Genomic DNA, 16,138 nt, shown 5'->3' on the forward strand with positions numbered 1-16,138 from the left:
CCAAGATGGATTTCATTCTTCTGGACTACACCACGCTGCGCGTGATCTGGTGGCTGCTGCTCGGCATCCTGCTGATCGGTTTCGCCGTGATGGATGGTTTCGACCTGGGCGTGGGCACCCTGCTGCCCTTCGTCGCCCGCAACGACGCTGAGCGCCGGCTGGTGATCAATACCATCGGTCCGGTATGGGAAGGCAACCAGGTGTGGCTGATCCTGGGCGGCGGCGCGATCTTCGCCGCATGGCCGCCGCTCTACGCGGTCAGCTTCTCCGGGTTCTACCTGGCGATGTTCGTGATCCTGTTCGCGCTGATCCTGCGACCGGTCGGCTTCAAGTTCCGCAGCAAGATGCCCAGCGAGCGCTGGCGCAACACCTGGGACTGGGCGCTGTTCATCGGTGGCTTCATCCCGGCGCTGATCATGGGCGTGGCGGTGGGCAACGTGGTGCTGGGCGTGCCGTTCCACTTCGATGACAGCATGCGCATCTTCTACACCGGCTCGTTCTTCGGCCTGCTGATGCCCTTCGCGCTGCTGGCCGGCCTGCTCAGCGTGTCGATGCTGGTCGCCCACGGTGCCGCCATGCTGGTGCTGAAGACCGACGGCCCGGTGGCCGAACGTGCGGCCCGTTTCGGCAGCATCGCCGCGATCATCGCCTTCGTGCTGTTCGCGGTGGGCGGTGCCTGGGTGGCCTTCGGCCTGCCGGGTTACCAGATCACCTCGCAGGTGGTCACCGACGGCGCCACCAATCCGCTGCTGAAGACCGCCGAACTCGGCGCCGCCGGTGGCTGGATGCGCAACTACAGCGCCATGCCGGCCACGATCCTGGCGCCGCTGCTGGGCCTGGCCGGACTGCTGGCCAGTGCGGTACTGCTGCGGGCCCGTCGCGGCGGCTTGGCCTTCATCGCCTCCGGGGCCGCCATCGCCGGCATCATCCTGACCGTCGGCTTTGCGATCTTCCCGTTCCTGCTGCCGTCCTCGAGCCAGCCCACCTCCAGCCTGACCGTGTGGGACGCCTCGTCCAGCCACCTGACCCTGTGGATCATGCTGCTGGCCACGGCGGTGTTCCTGCCGATCATCCTCGCCTACACCACCTGGGTGTACCGCGTGCTGAAGGGCAAGACCACCACCGAAGAGATGGGCAACAACCCGAACGCGTATTGATTGCTTGCACGTGTGCCGACCAACGGTCGGCACCTACCCGGAATGAAGGAGACTGATCATGTGGTATTTCGCCTGGATTCTCGGTGCCGGCCTCGCCTCGACGGTGGCCATCCTCAACGGCATGTGGTTCGAAGCCCGCGAGCAGAACCGCATCGAGAAGGAAAATCGTCGCTGAGCTGTAAAAAAGCCTTGCCGCCTTGGCCTTCACACGGTATCTTAGGCGGCTCCTTCGGGGTGTAGCTCAGTCTGGTAGAGCGCTACGTTCGGGACGTAGAGGTCGCAGGTTCGAATCCTGTCTCCCCGACCACTTCGGTGGTCGCATTGAAGCCTGGTGAAGTCGTCCAGGCTTTTTTGTTCCCTGAAGTGGCACTGCTTCGGCAGTGTGAAGAAAACAGCATTCACCCCTTGCCGCCATCGGGGTGAATCGCTAGAATAGGCGGCTCCCTTCGGGGTGTAGCTCAGTCTGGTAGAGCGCTACGTTCGGGACGTAGAGGTCGCAGGTTCGAATCCTGTCTCCCCGACCACTTCGGTGGTCACCAAGAAGCCTGGAAGACATCACTGTCCTCCGGGTTTTTTTGTATCAGGCACCTGGCCGCCCGCATGACGGGACCTTGCCGGAGCCCGCACGTACAATGGCCGCGCTGCCGGCCCGCCAGCAGCCCCCACCTCCACCTGCCGCTTCGGCGTAGACCGATGCCGGCGCTGCATGCCATTTCCGCGGCATGCGACACCTGCAAGGACCACCGATGAGTTCCTCCACTTCCGATTCGCCGTCGCTGCTGCACGGTCGTGTCCTCGCGTTTGCCGCGATCCTGCTGGCAGCGGTCAACCTGCGCACGGCGGTCACCTCGATCACCCCGCTGCTCGACGTACTCGGCCAGCAGTTCGGCTTCGGCACCACCATGACCGGCGTGCTGGGCATGCTGCCGACCGCCTCGTTCGCGCTGTTCGGTGTGGCCACGCCGGCGCTGGCGCGGCGCCTGGGCCTGGAGCGCACCACGCTGCTGGCGATGGTGATGGCGATGGCCGGCCTGCTGCTGCGCTCCAGTGCCGGCAACGTCGGCACGCTGCTGCTCGGTTCGGTGCTGGCACTGGCCGGCATGGGCATCGGCAACGTGGTGGTGCCGCCGCTGGTAAAGCGCTACTTCGCCAACAAGGTCGGCACCATGAGCACGCTCTACATCAGCGTGCTGCAGCTGGGCACCATGCTGCCCGCATTGCTCGCGGTACCGATGGCCAACGCCGCTGGCTGGCGCGTGTCGCTGGGCATGTGGGCACTGCTGGCACTGGCTGCCGCACTGCCGTGGCTGGTTCTGGCCAGGCGCGCACCGAAGCCGCAGGCAGATGCCACCGACCCGGCCGCACAGCCGCATGGGAAAGTCTGGCGCACCTCACTGGGCTGGAGCATGACGCTGATGTTCGGCATGACTTCGCTGATGACCTATTCGATGTTCACCTGGCTGCCACGCATCGTGGTCGAGGCCGGCGGCACACCGGCCTTTGGTGGCGTGATGGTGGCGGTGTTCTCGGCGCTCGGGCTGCTGCCGTCGCTGGTCATTCCATCCATGGCAGTTCGCATGCAGAACCCGTTCCCGCTGGTGCTGATCGGCTTCTTCTCGTTCGTGATCGCCTTCACCGGCCTGCTGCTGGCACCGATGAAGGCCCCCCTGCTGTGGGCGTGCCTGCTCGGCGTCGGTCCATCCACCTTCCCGCTGGCGCTGACCCTGATCAACCTGCGCACGCGCACCCCCACCGGCTCGGCGGCACTGTCCGGCTTCATGCAGGGCGTGGGTTACAGCTTCAGCTGTCTGGGGCCGTTCCTGGTCGGCTGGCTGCATACGGTCAGCAACGGCTGGACGCTCCCGTTCAGCTTCCTGTTCGGCTGCGCCACCCTGATGCTGTGCGCCTCCTGGGTGGCCTGCAAGCCGCGCAAGCTGGAAGACCTCTGGTAAGCCGCAACCGGCCCTACCTACCGCTCGTCAGCCCGTCTGCGCATTTTGACACCGGGCTGACAATTCCGGGCGGATAGTGCCCACGAATGCCCATCCTTGCCGCGTGCCGGCATCGGGCATGGGGGCGGCAGCGCCGCCCAGGCCGCCATTCGGTGTGCGGGGGACTCTCGTTTCAGACAAGACATTGCAGGTCGCTGTCCGGGTTTGTATCCGTCCTTGCTGGACGGGAATGCACGAAGGGAGTGACGCGGGCCACGGCCACGCCAAAAGCTGGCATGTGATGTGCGTCACATTTCTCAGGTTGTCTGGTTCGGAAGCCAAGGGGGTCCCCAATGGTTGTCCACCGCCGGCTGGCGCTCTGCGTCGGCCTTGCCTGTACCGCCCTGGCCTGGGCCAGCAGCGCTGCCCCGCCTGACCGCGAGGCGGCCCTGGCCGAGATCGGCCGCTACCGCGACCAGGCCCGCTGGCTGGATGCCCTCGGCGCGATCGAGCGCGCCAGCCAAGAGCAACCCAACGACGACCTGCTGTTCAAGCTGCGCGTACTGACCCTGGGCGACATCGGCAACGCCTGGCGCGCCTGGGAGCTGTACCAGCAGCGCCCGCAACTGTTCGACGCTGCACAGAAGCAACGCATCGAAGGCGACTACCTGGCCAAGCTTGTGGTCTGGAGCCTGGCCTACAGCAGCAGCGAAGACAGCCGCCTGGAAGAAGCCGAATCGACCCTGGCGCGCATGCAGCGCTACCTGGGCAGCGAGGGCACCCCGCCCGCGCAGGCGCCGCTTCGCGTCCGCATGGACCGGCTGATCCTGCTCAACCGGCTGGGCCGCCATGCGCAGGTGCGCGAGGAAGCCCGCGCACTGCAGGCCGAAGGCCATGCCCTGCCCGACTATGTGCTGCCTGCGGTCGGCGATTCGCTGATGGGCACCCTGCATCCGGAAGAAGCCATACCGGTGCTGCAGGCGGCAGTGGCCGGCGACCCGACACGCGATGCCTCGCATTCGGAACTGGCCTATGCCTACCTTGAGAGCGAGCAGCAGGAAAAGGCGATCGACCTGCTGCAGGCCTGGCGTGACAAGGAGCCGGCGTGGCGCTGGAGCAACGGCAAGTCACCGTACGCGAACTGGTCACGTTACGAGGCCGACCTGAATCTGGCGATGGTACGCGCCTACAGCGGCGACCTGCGCACCGCACAGCACGACCTGGAATCGATGGTCGACATCGCACCGGGCAACGGCGGCCTGCAGAGCGCGCTGGGCAGCGTGTACATGATGCGCGGATGGCCACGCATGGCACTGCAGCGCCAGCAGATGGCACATGCGCTGGACCCTCGCGACATAGAGCCGCGGCTGGGCATGGAGGAGGCCTACGTCGCCCTGCAGCGCGATGACCTGGCAAGGCCACTGCACGACGATCTTGTCGCACGCTACCCGACCCAACCCGCCGTCGAACGCATGGACCAGGCCTGGCGGGCGCATCGCGGTTGGCAGCTGAAGGCATGGACCGACATTGGTCGCAGCTCCGGCGGTGGCGGCACCTCGCCGCTGGGCAACAACGACCGTCACTACGGCATCGAAGTGCAGACACCGGTGCTCGACGACCGCTGGCGGTTGTTCGCCTTCGCCGACAGGCGCTCGGTCGACTTCCAGGACCAGCGCATCGACCCGCTGTGGCTGGGCGCGGGCGTACGCTACCGCTTTGGCCAGCTGGATGCGGAAGCGGCGGTACTGCGCGCCAACGACCACATTGGCGATACCGGCCTGCGCATCGGCGTGGGTTGGCAGTTCAACGATTACTGGCATGCCGGGCTGGTGGCCGCACGCAATGACCCGGAAGCCTCGATGCAGGCGCGCGTGGCGGGCATCAGCGCTGACAGCGTGAGCGCGCAGGTCGACTACCGGCGCAGCGAGCTGACCCACTGGATGTTCGGCGCCAGCCGCTTCCGCTACGACGACGGCAACCACCGCGAGCTGTTCAGCACCAGCATCGAACAGCGCCTGCTGACCCGCCCGCGCTGGTTGATCGACGGCCTGGCCAGTGCCTACACCAGCCGGGGCAGCCGCGACGACGCGCCCTACTTCAACCCGAAGCGCGACCGCATGGTCGAGATCGGGCTGCGCATCGACCAGCAGCTGTGGCGGCACTACGAGCGCCACTTCCGGCACCGCCTGACGGTCTCGCTGGGTGACTACTGGCAGGACGGCTTCGGCAGCGCTCTGGTCCCTTCGGTGTCCTACATGCACGAATGGCAGCTGGGCCAGGGCCGCGTGTTCGAGTACGGCGTGCGCTGGTCGCGGCCGGTCTACGACGGCCACCGCGAGCGTCATATCGGCTTCGAAGCCGCACTGCGCTGGGGAGAGTGACATGGCCCGCATCCTGCGACTGATCGTGCTCCTGCTGCTGGCCGCCACGCCGCCGGCGTTCGCGCAGCAGGCCCTGCATCTCGATGCCACTGACAACGGCCTGCTGATCCTCAGCTACCACGACATCCGCGACCGGGTCGCGGCCAAGGGCGACGCCGATACCTACGCGGTGAGCACGCAGAACTTCGCTGCGCACCTGGATTGGCTGGGGGCACACGGCTACCACCCGGTGTCGCTGTCGCAGGTGATCGACGCCTCCCAGGGACGCGCCACGCTGCCACCGAAACCGGTACTGCTGACCTTCGATGATGGCCTGCGCAGCGTCTACGACAAGGCGTTCCCGCTGCTGCAGGCGTACCGCTACCCGGCGCTGGTGGCAGTGATCACCGATTACGTGGACATGGCGCCCGGGCGCACGATCGACTATGGCTACCGGCCGTTCGGCCACGATGACTTCGTTACCTGGGCGCAGCTGAAGCAGATGCACGACAGCGGCCTGATCGAAGTGGCCAGCCATACCGACGACCTGCACCACGGAGTGCTTGCCAATCCGCAGGGCAATTCGACGCCAGCGGTGGTCACCCGCATCTACCGGCCGGCCACGCGCAGCTACGAGAGCGAGGCGCAGTACGAGCAGCGCCTGCGCGCCGATCTCGGCCGCAGCGTGCAGCGCATCCAGCAGCACCTGGGCGTGCGCCCGCGCGCCATCGTCTGGCCGTACGCCGCCTACAACCAGTTGAGCAACGACATCGCCGAACAGCTGGGCATGCCGGTGTCCTTCGATCTGGAAGGCCGCAGCACACCAGTGGCCAGCGACCTGCATGGGCTGGCGCGCTTCCTGGTCAGCGACAACCCGACCGTGGAGGGCCTGGCCTACGAGCTGCGGCGCGACGTTGCGCTCGACGGCATCCGCGCGTTGCAGGTCGACCTGGATGATGTGTACGACCCGGACCCGGCGCAGCAGGGGCGCAACCTCGATGCGCTGATCGAGCGGGTCAAGCGCATTTCGCCCACCCACGTCTACCTGCAGGCGTTCGCCGATCCGGACGGCAACAACACCGCCGATGCACTGTACTTTCCCAACCGGCACATGCCGATGCGCGCGGACCTGTTCAGCCGGGTCGCCTGGCAGCTGAAGTCGCGCGCGGGGGTGAAGGTCTACGCATGGCTGCCGGTGCTCGGCTTCGAGCTGCCCGACCCCGTGCAGCGCAAGGCACTGGCGATCCACAACGGCGATGCCGACGGCATGTACCGGCTGGACTTCACCAATCCGAAGGCACGCCAGATCATGCTCGACATCTACGAGGATCTGGCCGTCAACTCGTACTTCGAAGGCCTGCTCTTCCATGATGATGGCTACCTGCGCGACACAGAACTGCCGACGCTGGCGGCCGGCGACGATGGCAGCGCTCGCACCCGGGCGCTGATCGACTTCACCCTGGCCCTGCGCGACAGTGCGCAGCGTTGGCGGCCGAAGCTGGCCACGGTGCGCAACCTGTACGCGGAGCCGGTGCTGCGTCCGCAGAGCGAAGCCTGGTTCGCGCAGCGCCTGGACCTGTTCAACAAGGCCTACGACCAGACCGCACTGATGGCGATGCCGTGGATGGAAGGCAGCAGGCATCCGGAACGCTGGCTCGACCAGCTGCTGGCCGCGGTGCGTGCGCACGATCCCCAGTTGCAGCACACCCTGTTCGAACTGCAGACCGTCGATTGGCGCAGCGGGCAACCGATTCCCGCCGAGCGGCTGCGCGCGCAGATCCGCCAGCTGCAGGCGCAGGGCGTGCACCACTTCGCCTGGTACCCGGATGACTTCATCGCCGGCCAGCCTTCCACCCATGATGCCCGCGCGGCGATGTCCGCCGGCAACTTCCCGTACCCGGAGAAGTGACATGGACATGCACCCGCTGCTGCAGGTCCTGTTCCAGTTCGCCTTCTACTACCCGATGGTGATGGCGTTCTTCTGGATGTCGGGCGGCCTGTATTACTACTTCCGGCGCGAACGCCATTCGCGCCCACGCAACGACCCGCCGCTGATGGTCGATCCACCGTTCGCGAGCCTGTTGATTCCCTGCCACAACGAGTCCGCGAACATCGACGACACACTCGGCGCGGCGCTGGCACAGCGCTATCCGGCCGACTACGAGGTGATCGCCATCGACGATGGCAGCAGTGATGATACCGGCGCCCGGCTCGACGTGCTGGCGGCGAAGCATCCGCGGCTGCGCGTGCTGCACCTGGACCGCAACCTCGGCAAGGCCAACGCGCTGCGCATGGGTGCGCTGGCGGCCCGCTCGGAGTACCTGGTGTGCATCGATGGCGATGCCATGCTGGAGGAACACGCCCTGCACTGGATGGTCTGGCACCTGGTCAGCGGCAACCGCGTCGGTGCGGTCACCGGCAACCCGCGCATCCGCAACCGTTCCACCCTGCTTGGACGCCTGCAGGTGGCCGAATTCTCCTCGATCATCGGCATGATCAAGCGCGCGCAGCGCGTGTACGGGCGCATCTTCACCATCTCCGGAGTGATCGCCGGCTTTCGCCGCACCGCCCTGCACCAGGTCGGCTGGTGGTCGGACGACATGGTGACCGAAGACATCGACATCAGCTGGCGCCTGCAGCGTGCGCATTGGGACATCCGCTACGAACCCAACGCGCTGTGCTTCATCCTGATGCCGGAAACGCTGAAGGGTCTGTGGCGGCAACGGCTGCGCTGGGCGCAGGGTGGCGTGGAAGTGATGCTGCGGCATGCGCGTTCACTGCTGCACTGGAAGGAACGGCGCATGTGGGGCGTACTGCTGGAGTACGTGCTGAGCGTGATCTGGGCCTACACCATGTTGTTCATCGTGGTGCTGTGGGTGCTGGGCAAGCTCATCGACCTGCCGCCGCAGCTGTACATCGCCAGCCTGCTGCCGCAATGGCATGGCGTGATCCTGGCCCTGGTCTGCCTGATGCAGTTCGCCAGCAGCCTGATCATCGACCGTCGTTACGAAACACAGATTGGACGCAACTACTTCTGGGTCATCTGGTACCCGATGGCGTACTGGCTGATCAGTCTTTCCACCACCCTGGTGGCGTTGCCGAAGACCCTGCTGCGCCGTCGCAGCAAGCGCGCCACCTGGACCAGTCCCGATCGGGGGATCCGATGAACGCACAACGCCCGTCCAACCGCTTCGACTCGCGGATGATCCGCAAGCCGCATCGCCAACCACGCTTCCAGCGCACCGCCTGGGGCTTCGTCACCCTCGCGTTCTGGGGGTTCTACTTCTACCTGTGGGCACCGTTGGTGACCCTGTTCTCGTGGCTGATCGGCGGCCAGCTGGCCTGGCAGCAGCTGTACCAACGGCAAAGCCAGTTCGACCCCTATGTGCTGGTGGCACTGCCGCTGATGCTGCTGTGTGCCAGCGTGCTGCTGATCGGCTGGGCCGAGTACAACCGCGCGCGCTTCCGTGGCCACGAGCGACGCCTGCCGCGACCGCTGGCCAGCCTCAATGAAGTCGCGGCCGATCTGGGTGCCAGCACCGGCCTTGCCGAGCGCCTGCTGGGCTGCAAGGCCGCCACGCTGCACATGGACGATCACGCGCGGCCGATCGGTATCCGCCGCGAGGTGGTGTGACGCCCCGGTAGTCGCCGACCCTGGTCGGCGCTTGCTTGGGTAGCTGCCGACCCTGGTCGGCGCTTGGGCCTGGTGGGCGCCGACCTTGGTCGGCACCGGGGTCCACCGCGAAGGGCATCCGCGCATCGCGTGGATCTACTTGCGCGTCTGCCCTTCACCGCGCACGACGAATCGTTCGACGGTGAGTGCTTCCAGGCCCATTGGGCCGTACGCATGCAGGCGCGTGGTGGAAATGCCGATCTCGCTGCCCAGGCCCAGCTGTCCACCGTCGGAGAAGCGCGACGAGGCATTGACCATCACCACCGCCGAGCGCAGTGCGTTGACGAAGCGCTCGGCATGGCCGGCGTCTTCGGTGGCGATCACTTCGGTATGGTCGGAGGTATAGGCACGGATGTGCGCGATGGCCGCCTCGAGGTCATCAACCACGCGCACGGCCAGCACCAGGTCGAGGAACTCGGCAGCGTAGTCGTCTTCGCTGGCGGCGGTGCTGCCCGGCAGCAGCGGCTGCGCGTTCGTGTCGGCGCGCAGCTCCACGCCACGCTCACCGAGCGCCTGCGCCACGCGCGGCAGGAAGGCTTCGGCCACATCACGATGCACCAGCAGGGTTTCCAGCGAGTTGCAGGCCGACGGACGGCTGCACTTGCCGTCCACCAGAAGGTCGATGGCTTTGCCGAGGTCGGCGCTGGCATCCACGAACAGGTGGCAGACACCCTTGTAGTGCTTGATCACCGGCACCCGCGCATGCTCGGAAACGAAGCGGATCAGGCCTTCGCCGCCGCGCGGAATCGCCAGATCGATCAGTTCATGCAGCTGCAGCAGCTCCAGCATTGCTTCGCGGCGCAGGTCGGTCAGCACGGTCACTGCCGCCGCCGGTACGCCATTGGCCTGCAGGGCGCCGGCCAGCGCCAGGGCGATGGCGGTGTTGGAGTGGATCGCTTCGGAACCACCGCGCAGGATCACGCCATTGCCGGCCTTCAGGCACAGCGCGGCCGCTTCGGCGGTCACGTTAGGGCGCGCCTCGTAGATCATCGCGATCACGCCCAGCGGCACGCGCACCTTCTGCACGCGGATACCGTTTGGACGCACATCGTCGCGGGTGATCTGGCCGACGGGATCGGGCAGCGCGGCGACCTCTCGCACGGCTTCGGCCATCGCGAACAGGCGTGCCGGGTCCAGCGCCAGGCGGTCGAGCATGGCACTGCCAATGCCTTTCTCGCGCGCAGCGGCAAGGTCGCGCGCATTACCGGCCAGGATCAGCCCGGCATTCACTTCCAGCGCCTGGGCCATTGCCAGCAGCAGCGTGCGGCGCGCCGCACTGTCGAGGCCGGCAACGATCTGGGCCGCGTCACGGCAGGCACGCGCCTGCGCTTCGATTTCGCTCATCGGGGAGTCCTTCAAACCGGTCATGGCAGCACCAGATCGTCGCGATGGACGACACTGCCACCGTAGTTGTAGCCCAGCACGGCCTCGATGTCGCGCGAATGGCGGCCAGCGATCCGGCGCACATCATCGGCCGCATACTGGCTGACGCCGCGCGCCACGCAGACGCGGCCCTGTGGCGCGTTCCAGCACACCTGCACCATGTCGCCACGGCGGAACATGCCCTCCGCGCCGGTGATGCCGCCGGGCAGCAGCGAGGCGCCCTTCTCGCGCATCGCCTGCGCCGCGCCGGCATCGATCACGATCGCACCCTCGACCAGCGGCGCGTGCCGCAGCCAGTGCTTGCGGGCCGCCTCACGGCTGCGCGCGGCGTGGATACGGGTACCGAACAGGCGGTCCTGGGCCAGCGCGCGTACCACATCACCGCTGCGGCCATTGAACAGATAGGTTTCGATGCCGAGACGACCCGCCTTCGCTGCCGCTTCCAGCTTGGTCCGCATGCCGCCGGTACCGGCGCGCGAGCCGGCGCCGCCGGCCATCGCCAGCACCTCGTCACTCAGTTCCGGCACCTCGTGCAACGGCCGCGCATCGGCCACGGTGCGCGGGTCGGCGCTGTACAGTCCGTCGATGTCGGTGGCAATGAACAGCGCATCGGCATCAACCAGCGCCGCCACGGTGGCGGCCAGGTTGTCGTTGTCGCCGAGCTTGAGTTCGTCCACCGACACGGTGTCGTTCTCGTTGACCACCGGCAACGCGCCCAGCCGCAGCAGTTCGTTGAGCGTGGCGCGGGCGTTGAGGTAGCGGCGGCGGTTGCGCAGGTCGTCATGGGTCAGCAGCACCTGCGCCACCGGGCGCTCGAAGAAGCGCTGCCAGAGCCCGATCAGCTGGGCCTGGCCGAGCGCAGCCAGCGCCTGCCGCGCCGCCATCGCCGCGCCAGGCTCATCGGCCCGCGGCAGGATCGCGCGCCCGGCAGCGACCGCGCCGGAAGACACGATCACCACCTCGCGCCCGGCCAGGACATTGGCCGAGACGAACTGCGCCAGGCCCAGCGCGTGGCGTGGTGACAGGCCGCCGCCATCGGCTGCCAGCAGGCTGCTGCCGACCTTCAGCACCGCACGCCGCCATGGCGGCAGCGCTTGTTCGGGGAACGGCGAGGCGACGTTGGCAGCGTGCGGGATCATCGGTCAGTGTCTCAGCGGGTGTTCCATTCGTGCACGGTCAGCTCGGAGGCCTGCATCGTCACCAGCGGATCGGTGGCGACGATGGCCTGCGCCTGCGCCAGGCTGTCCACGTTGCACAGCACATAAGCGCCACCACTGCCGTCGGCGAAACCACCAGTCAGCTGCAGCTTGCCCTGCGCCTGCAACGCATCGAGGAAATCGCGGTGCGGCTGCACCGCTGCATCGTTGAAGTCCGGCCGGCGCATCGCCATCACCAGGTAGACAGTGCCCGCCATCAGGACAGCGCCTGCCAGCGCGCGCGCAGTTCGTCCAGGCGCAGGTCGGCGGCCGAACCCGGCGACACGCGCGCGGCGAGGCTGCCTTCCGGAGTACGCCCCTGCCCTGCACTGTCGGCACCGGCCGCAGCGGCCTTGTAGGCCTCACGGAACGGCACGCCGGCCACGGCCGCTTCCACCGCCACGTCGGTGGCATACATGCCCGAATCGATGGCCGCACGCAGCTTGTCGTCACGCCATTCCAGGTTGGCCAGCAGCGCCGGCAGCAGCTCCAGCGCGGCCAGGCCACGGCCGAAGCCGTGGAAGATGGCACCCTTGGACGACTGCAGATCGCGGTGGTAGCCCGACGGCAGCGACAGCAGCTGCTCGATCTCGGTGCGCGCTGCGGCGACGCTGGCGTGGGTCGCACGCATCAGCTCGATCACGTCCGGGTTGCGCTTGTTGGGCATGATCGAACTGCCGGTGGTGTACTGCGCCGGCAGCGCGACGAAGCCGAACTCGGCGCTGGTGAACAGCGACAGGTCCCAGGCGATACGGCGCAGGTCCAGCGTGGCACCACCGAGCGCTTCCAGCGCGGCCAGCTCGAACTTGCCGCGCGACAGCTGTGCGTAGATCGGCGAGATCTGCATGCGCGCGAAACCGAGCGCGGCCGTGGTGTGCTCGCGGTCCAGCGGCAGGTTCACGCCGTAGCCGGCAGCCGTGCCGAGCGGATTGGCATCGACCAGCGCATGGGTGTCACGCGCGCGGATGGCATTGTCGATGAAGGCCTCGGCCCAGCCCGCCCACCACATGCCGGCCGAGGACACTACGGCGCGCTGGATGTGGGTGTAGCCGGGAATCGGCAGGTCCTTCTCGGCCTGTGCGCGGTCCAGCGCGACCTTGGCCACTTCGGCGCTGAGCTGTGCCACGCGCTGCAGCTTCTCCTTCAGCCACAGGCGGGTGGCGACCAGGATCTGGTCGTTGCGGCTGCGGCCGGTGTGGATCTTGCGGCCGGCATCGCCGAGGCGTCCGGTCAGGCGCGCTTCGATCGCCGAGTGGCCATCCTCATACTGGGTATCGAGCACGAAGCGGCCTTCGCGGAAGTCCTGCGCCAGCACCTCCAGTTCGCGCAGCAGGCCGTCCAGCTCGTCGGCACTGAGGATGCCGATGTGCTGCAGGCCTTGCGCATGTGCGGCGCTGGCGGCGATGTCATGCAGGAAGAACTCGCGGTCGAGGATCACGTCGTCGCCGGCGAGGAAGGTCTGGATCTGGGCGTCGACAGCGACGCCGGGCTTCTGCCAAAGAAGGTCTGCCATGGGGGCTCCGGAAGGCGTGTTCAGTGCGGGATGGACATCAGTTCATCGATGCCCAACGCGAGGTTGAGGTTCTGCATGGCCTGGGTGGCCGCGCCCTTGAGCAGGTTGTCCAGGGTCGCCACCACGACGACCCGCTTGCCGCCCGGCGCGAGCGTGAAGCCACCGACCTGGGCACCGTGTCGGCCGGCGATGCGGCTGACCCACGGCGCTTCATCCATCACGTCGATCAGGGGTTCGCCGGCATAGGCCTGCTGGAAGCGCTCGACGATCTGTTCGCGGGTCTGCACGCGGTTCAGCCACAGGTTGGCGGTAAGCGTGATGCCCCGGAAATGCGGCGCGACATGTGGCATGAATTCAACAGCCACACCCAGCTGCACCGACACCTCGCGCTCGTGCACGTGGTTGGTCAGCGCGTAGGGCATCAGGTTGTCGGCCAGCAGTTCGACGTTGTTCTTGTCCGACGGCGTGGTACCGGCGCCGGAGTAGCCGGAGACACCGAAGCACTGCGGCGGACCGGCCAGCAGGTCCAGCAGCGGATGCACCGCCAGCTGCATCGCCGTGGCATAGCAGCCCGGGTTGCTGATGTGCTTCTGGCCGTTGTAGCGGCCGCGGGTCAGTTCCGGCAGGCCGTAGTACCAGCTGTTGTCGAAGCGGTAGTCGGCCGAGAGATCGACGATGACGGTGTCCGGCTTCGCCGCTTCCAGCGCAGCCACGAACGGTGCGGCCAGGCCATTGGGCAGGGCCAGGATCACTGCGTCCACACCCTTGGCCGCCACCGCGTCGGCGTCCAGGTTCTCGTACTGCAGATCGCCCTGGAATTCCGGGTGATGGTCGGACAGGTGCTGCCCGGCGCGCTCGCGCGAGGAGACGAAAGCCAGTTCCAGCCGCGGATGGGCGGCCACCAGCTTGATCAGCTCGGCGCCGGTATGGCCACGGGCACCGATGATGCCAAGGGTAAAGGTCGAATCGTTCATGCGTGGCTGTCCAGGCGGTACTGCAGGTGGCGCTTCACGCCCTGCCATTCCGCGTCGATGATGGAGAAGATGACGGTGTCGCGCGGCGTGCCGTCGGCATGCCGCTTGTGGTTGCGCAGCACGCCATCCTGCTTGGCGCCGAGGCGGGCGATGGCAGTGCGCGAGGTGGCGTTGAACCAGCTGGTTTCCAGCACCACGCTGATGCAGCCCAGCGTTTCGAAGGCGTGCTGCAGCAGCAACAGCTTGGCTTCGGTGTTGGCGCCGGTACGCTGCACGCGCGGCGCATACCAGGTGTAGCCGAGGCTGAGTTTCGGCACACCGGCATCCATGTCATAGAAACGGGTACTGCCAACGATTCCGCCAGCCGCATCACGGATCACGAACGGCAGCACCTTGCCTTCGCTCTGCGCCTGCAGCGCTGCCCGCACATAGGTCTCGGCCTGTTCCGGCGACGGCACCTGGGTGTACCAGAGCTGGTCCAGGCCGCTGCCTTCAAGCGCATCGCGCAGGCCGGGCACGTGTTCCATCTGCAGCGGCTGCAGGGTTACGTGCCGGCCGCGCAGGGTAGGAACCGTGTTCCAGGCATCGAGGTTGCTCATTGCTCAGCCCTGCAGGCTCGGGGTGCGCTGCGCGCAATGATCGACATAGGTCTTGATCCGGTCGATGCCATCGGCACCGAACCAGAATACCTTCCAGTGGTCCTGCTTGTAGCAGCCGTCGGATTCGGCGTAGTAGAAGTGATTGATCGGGTTGCCATGGCGCGAGCGCCAGAACAGCTGCGGCGTCTCTTCCAGCATCACGTTCCAGACCGCACGACCCAGGCCCTCGCCCTGCGCGTCGTCGAGCACGGCGAACTTGTCCAGGTACACGCCCTCTGCCTCGTCGGTGAGGATGACCGCGGTGCGGTAGTTCTCGCTGACGTAGGCACGCAACAGCTTGGTCTTCTCGAAATAGTCCGGCACCAGCGCGCGGCCGAAGCTGGATTCGATCAGGCCCTTCAGGCGCGGCAGGTCCAGTTCGTTCCAGGCGGTGGCGCGCAGCACCTTTTCACCCTTGCGCACCAGCGTGCCCGAACCCTTGTGGGTGAACAGTTCCTTGGCCAGGTCGGCCGGGCGCGTGATCGACACCGACGATTCCAGCGGCAGGCGGTCGAGCAGATCCTTGATCTGTTCGATCTTCACCTTCATGCCGCCGTGGATCCACGGCTGCGCGATCAGGTGGTCGTACTCGGTGGACAGGTTGATCGAATCGATCACGTTGCCCGCCTCGTCCAGCAGGCCGCCCGTGCCGGTCAGGAAGATGATCTTGTACGGCTGCAGTTCCTGTACCAGCTCGTTGGCGGCGAAGTCGGCGTTGACGTTGAGGATCTGGCCGCCGGCGGTCTCGCCCAGGCTGGTGATGACCGGGATCGAGCCGGCGCGCAGGCTGGCCTCGATCGGTGCCAGGTTGACCTTCTTCACCTCGCCCACCAGGCCGTAGGTATCCAGATCCAGGTACTCGGCTTCGAACACGCCGCCGGTGATCGAGGTGGCGCGCGCGCCGTTCTGCTGCAGCGCCTCGACCAGCCGCAGGTTGGACTGCTGAAACACCCGGCGCACGATCGCCAGCGCTTCCGGCGAGGTCACGCGCAGGCCGTTCACGGTCTGCTTCTCGATGCCGGCGGCCGACAGTTCGGCATCCAGCTGCGGGCCGGCGCCGTGCAGCACGATCGGGGTCAGCCCGACTTCCTGCAGGAACGACAGCGAAGAGGTCAGCGCGTCGAGGTCGTCGCGCAGCACCGCGCCGCCGACCTTGACCACGGCGAAGCGCTTGGCATCCAGCTGCGAGAAGCGCTTGAGGTACTGGCTGATCTCCTTCGCGCTGGCCATGCTGGAAAGCAGGCGCACGATGGTCTGGCGGGTCTGGCGATGGGGCTGGAGGGCAGGAGACATTTCGGTTTCGTCGGAAAGGG

General features: G+C 66.9%; 14 protein-coding genes and 2 tRNA genes. 9 read left to right on the forward strand and 7 right to left on the reverse strand.

Annotated features, from left to right (window positions below; genetic code table 11):
• Window positions 1-5: 5 nt before the first annotated feature.
• From cydB to pgaD, 9 genes are all read left to right on the forward strand, one after another.
• A complete protein-coding gene (gene cydB / locus AC5P99_RS04790) occupies window positions 6-1,157 on the forward strand; it encodes a cytochrome d ubiquinol oxidase subunit II (protein WP_005410353.1) in 1,152 nt (383 codons plus the stop codon).
• Window positions 1,158-1,215: 58 nt separating this feature from the next.
• Complete coding sequence (gene cydX, locus AC5P99_RS04795) at window positions 1,216-1,332, forward strand: cytochrome bd-I oxidase subunit CydX (RefSeq protein ID WP_005410354.1); 117 nt, start codon at window positions 1,216-1,218, stop codon at window positions 1,330-1,332.
• A 55-nt stretch (window positions 1,333-1,387) separates the two neighbouring features.
• Window positions 1,388-1,464, forward strand: a tRNA-Pro gene (locus AC5P99_RS04800).
• Between the two features lie 140 nt (window positions 1,465-1,604).
• Window positions 1,605-1,681: transfer RNA gene (locus AC5P99_RS04805), tRNA-Pro, on the forward strand.
• Window positions 1,682-1,903: 222 nt separating this feature from the next.
• Window positions 1,904-3,109: a CynX/NimT family MFS transporter gene (locus tag AC5P99_RS04810; protein ID WP_005413997.1), complete on the forward strand. Its 1,206-nt coding sequence runs from the start codon at window positions 1,904-1,906 to the stop codon at window positions 3,107-3,109.
• Window positions 3,110-3,441: 332 nt separating this feature from the next.
• Window positions 3,442-5,469, forward strand: coding sequence for a poly-beta-1,6 N-acetyl-D-glucosamine export porin PgaA (gene pgaA, locus AC5P99_RS04815; RefSeq protein WP_049451681.1), 2,028 nt, complete (start codon window positions 3,442-3,444; stop codon window positions 5,467-5,469).
• 1 nt (window position 5,470) lies between these two features.
• Window positions 5,471-7,357: a poly-beta-1,6-N-acetyl-D-glucosamine N-deacetylase PgaB gene (gene pgaB, locus AC5P99_RS04820; RefSeq protein ID WP_005413999.1), complete on the forward strand. Its 1,887-nt coding sequence runs from the start codon at window positions 5,471-5,473 to the stop codon at window positions 7,355-7,357.
• 1 nt (window position 7,358) lies between these two features.
• Entirely contained in the window at window positions 7,359-8,615 is a 1,257-nt protein-coding gene (pgaC, locus tag AC5P99_RS04825; RefSeq protein WP_495212923.1) for a poly-beta-1,6-N-acetyl-D-glucosamine synthase, read from the forward strand.
• Window positions 8,612-9,082 (forward strand): poly-beta-1,6-N-acetyl-D-glucosamine biosynthesis protein PgaD, encoded by a 471-nt coding sequence (pgaD, locus tag AC5P99_RS04830; RefSeq protein WP_012480823.1) that lies wholly within the window; start codon window positions 8,612-8,614, stop codon window positions 9,080-9,082. Before pgaC ends, pgaD begins: the two co-directional genes overlap by 4 nt.
• A gap of 135 nt (window positions 9,083-9,217) precedes the next feature.
• On the opposite strand, the gene AC5P99_RS04835 is transcribed toward pgaD, so the two are convergent.
• Genes AC5P99_RS04835 through AC5P99_RS04865 form a run of 7 tightly spaced genes read right to left on the reverse strand, consistent with a single transcriptional unit; the run spans window position 9,218 to window position 16,118 of the window.
• On the reverse strand, window positions 9,218-10,489 hold the full coding sequence (locus tag AC5P99_RS04835) for a glutamate-5-semialdehyde dehydrogenase (RefSeq protein ID WP_043035347.1): 1,272 nt from the start codon (window positions 10,487-10,489) through the stop codon (window positions 9,218-9,220).
• A complete protein-coding gene (gene proB / locus AC5P99_RS04840) occupies window positions 10,486-11,643 on the reverse strand; it encodes a glutamate 5-kinase (protein WP_088435926.1) in 1,158 nt (385 codons plus the stop codon). Before proB ends, AC5P99_RS04835 begins: the two co-directional genes overlap by 4 nt.
• An 11-nt stretch (window positions 11,644-11,654) precedes the next feature.
• Entirely contained in the window at window positions 11,655-11,918 is a 264-nt protein-coding gene (locus AC5P99_RS04845; RefSeq protein WP_005414003.1) for a YciI family protein, read from the reverse strand.
• Window positions 11,918-13,213, reverse strand: a complete 1,296-nt coding sequence (argH, locus tag AC5P99_RS04850; protein ID WP_024958391.1) for an argininosuccinate lyase — start codon at window positions 13,211-13,213, stop codon at window positions 11,918-11,920. The genes AC5P99_RS04845 and argH overlap by 1 nt, the downstream gene beginning before the upstream one ends.
• Before the next feature lie 20 nt (window positions 13,214-13,233).
• Window positions 13,234-14,187, reverse strand: coding sequence for an N-acetyl-gamma-glutamyl-phosphate reductase (gene argC / locus AC5P99_RS04855; RefSeq protein ID WP_049451675.1), 954 nt, complete (start codon window positions 14,185-14,187; stop codon window positions 13,234-13,236).
• Entirely contained in the window at window positions 14,184-14,786 is a 603-nt protein-coding gene (locus AC5P99_RS04860; RefSeq protein ID WP_049451674.1) for a GNAT family N-acetyltransferase, read from the reverse strand. Before AC5P99_RS04860 ends, argC begins: the two co-directional genes overlap by 4 nt.
• 3 nt (window positions 14,787-14,789) lie before the next feature.
• Entirely contained in the window at window positions 14,790-16,118 is a 1,329-nt protein-coding gene (locus AC5P99_RS04865) for an acetylglutamate kinase (protein WP_049451671.1), read from the reverse strand.
• Window positions 16,119-16,138: the final 20 nt, after the last annotated feature.

Source organism: Stenotrophomonas sp. YJH_SMC_80, from assembly GCF_059372495.1.

Bases quoted from the DNA above. Each gene is read 5' to 3' on its own strand.
- cydB (WP_005410353.1), top strand. From the start codon at position 6: ATGGATTTCATTCTTCTGGACTACACCACGCTGCGCGTGATCTGGTGG.
- cydX (WP_005410354.1), top strand. From the start codon at position 1,216: ATGTGGTATTTCGCCTGGATTCTCGGTGCCGGCCTCGCCTCGACGGTG.
- AC5P99_RS04810 (WP_005413997.1), top strand. From the start codon at position 1,904: ATGAGTTCCTCCACTTCCGATTCGCCGTCGCTGCTGCACGGTCGTGTC.
- pgaA (WP_049451681.1), top strand. From the start codon at position 3,442: ATGGTTGTCCACCGCCGGCTGGCGCTCTGCGTCGGCCTTGCCTGTACC.
- pgaB (WP_005413999.1), top strand. From the start codon at position 5,471: ATGGCCCGCATCCTGCGACTGATCGTGCTCCTGCTGCTGGCCGCCACG.
- pgaC (WP_495212923.1), top strand. From the start codon at position 7,359: ATGGACATGCACCCGCTGCTGCAGGTCCTGTTCCAGTTCGCCTTCTAC.
- pgaD (WP_012480823.1), top strand. From the start codon at position 8,612: ATGAACGCACAACGCCCGTCCAACCGCTTCGACTCGCGGATGATCCGC.
- AC5P99_RS04835 (WP_043035347.1), bottom strand. From the start codon at position 10,489: ATGACCGGTTTGAAGGACTCCCCGATGAGCGAAATCGAAGCGCAGGCG.
- proB (WP_088435926.1), bottom strand. From the start codon at position 11,643: ATGATCCCGCACGCTGCCAACGTCGCCTCGCCGTTCCCCGAACAAGCG.
- AC5P99_RS04845 (WP_005414003.1), bottom strand. From the start codon at position 11,918: ATGGCGGGCACTGTCTACCTGGTGATGGCGATGCGCCGGCCGGACTTC.
- argH (WP_024958391.1), bottom strand. From the start codon at position 13,213: ATGGCAGACCTTCTTTGGCAGAAGCCCGGCGTCGCTGTCGACGCCCAG.
- argC (WP_049451675.1), bottom strand. From the start codon at position 14,187: ATGAACGATTCGACCTTTACCCTTGGCATCATCGGTGCCCGTGGCCAT.
- AC5P99_RS04860 (WP_049451674.1), bottom strand. From the start codon at position 14,786: ATGAGCAACCTCGATGCCTGGAACACGGTTCCTACCCTGCGCGGCCGG.
- AC5P99_RS04865 (WP_049451671.1), bottom strand. From the start codon at position 16,118: ATGTCTCCTGCCCTCCAGCCCCATCGCCAGACCCGCCAGACCATCGTG.